Origin of the sequence: Marinomonas sp. BSi20584 (genome assembly GCF_002792415.1) — a bacterium.
In the GTDB taxonomy this organism is placed as follows: Bacteria; Pseudomonadota; Gammaproteobacteria; order Pseudomonadales; family Marinomonadaceae; genus Marinomonas; species Marinomonas polaris.
Window position 1 is genome coordinate 1 of the sequence record NZ_KZ454921.1, and the last position, 1,513, is coordinate 1,513.

General features: G+C 44.0%; 1 protein-coding gene. It reads right to left on the reverse strand.

Going from position 1 to position 1,513, the window contains the following annotated elements; genetic code table 11:
* Positions 1-348: 348 nt before the first annotated feature.
* Positions 349-1,374: an IS110 family RNA-guided transposase gene (locus tag TY87_RS22330; protein ID WP_100188757.1), complete on the reverse strand. Its 1,026-nt coding sequence runs from the start codon at positions 1,372-1,374 to the stop codon at positions 349-351.
* Positions 1,375-1,513: the final 139 nt, after the last annotated feature.

A 1,513-nucleotide genomic window follows, 5' to 3' on the forward strand; every position in this document is an offset into this window, starting at 1 on the left:
ATCACATGTAGGTCGTATATGGACTCCTCTGGGGATGCAACAATAGCGTCCCTATTTTTTAATAAAGAATCATGCGTACTCTACTTGGTTATTAACAATATTTATCAACGGTCATAACAAACTTGCGTTAGCTTTCGTATATTCGGTCTTATTATGGAGAGCTACTCCAGACCTTAACGGCTTTGATTCGCCGTGAACCAAACGCCTTATCGGCGTGACGGCTTTAAAAGCCGATGACCTACTCAGGTTTCATTTGGTTTGCTTGCTAGCTGTTCATTCCGTTCAATCTATATTGCTAACTGTCTCGGCTGGTACTTTCTTTTATTCACTGACTTTTAAAAACCATCATCACTGTGCGACAGGTTGACGATATTCAAGCCCACTTTTCAGCATGGCTGTCGCCATTCTGACCAGTTTGTTGGCGACAGCTACAATGGTTTTATTAAACCCTTTCGTGCTGAGTAATTGTCTTACCCAACAACTCAAGCTGTCTGTTTTTTCTTTAACATGGATGACCAAAGATCGAGCCCCATTGATGATCAATGTACGCAGATACGTATCACCTCGTTTGGTAATCCTGCCGATGGTAACTTTACCGCCGCTGCCACTATGCGCTGGCACAAGGCCGATGCTGGCACTGGCATCTCGGCCACGCCTGAAGCACTCAGCCGAACCGAACTTAGCATACATCATGCTGGCACCAAGCCAAGCAATACCGGGTAATTGAACCAATCGCTGGCAAGCATCTATTTGCTTTGCTATTGCTTCGATCTCATCAGTGACCTCTTTCATCAGCAAGATCACATGCCTAAGTTGTTCTAACAGTCTAAATACGACTCTGCGTGCAACAACCGTCATTTCATTTTCAGCATCCTCAAGCGCAATAGGCACTTGCTTAAGGAGCTTACTGATACCTAAGGCAAAATTAACGCCATACTCGCGGCCAAAACCGCGAAGGCGGTTGGCAAGTTGATTACGTTCTTTTTTATAGCCTTCGCGGAATTTATGTAACGTAGCAATATCTTGCTGCTCTAATGTACGGATCTGAACGCAGTGTAACTGCTGATTCTTACTGGCCTCATAAATACTAAGAACATCATTTTTATCACTCTTATTACTGACTCGATATTTTGCAGCAATGTGTGAGGGGATGAGGCCCACTTTATGACCTGATGATGTAAAGCGCCTAGCCCAATGATGAGCGGAGCCACACGCTTCCATAAAGATCGCTGCATCAGGGTATTGAGCAATGATGAGACACATTTTTTTCGCTGAGACTTCTTTATTTAACTTAGCCTTACCGGCTTTATTGAAGACAGCAACTTGGAAAACTTCTTTCGCTAAATCAACACAAATTGTCGTATTATTATTCATGGTATGGCTCCTTTGGTTTGGTCGCCTCCCAATTTATCGGAATTCCGCTGAATTGGGGAGGAGTCCATACCATTGGCCTTTAGGCCGTCAAAAGCCTAATAACACCTGATCACATGTAGGTCGGCCTTTAGGCCGTCAA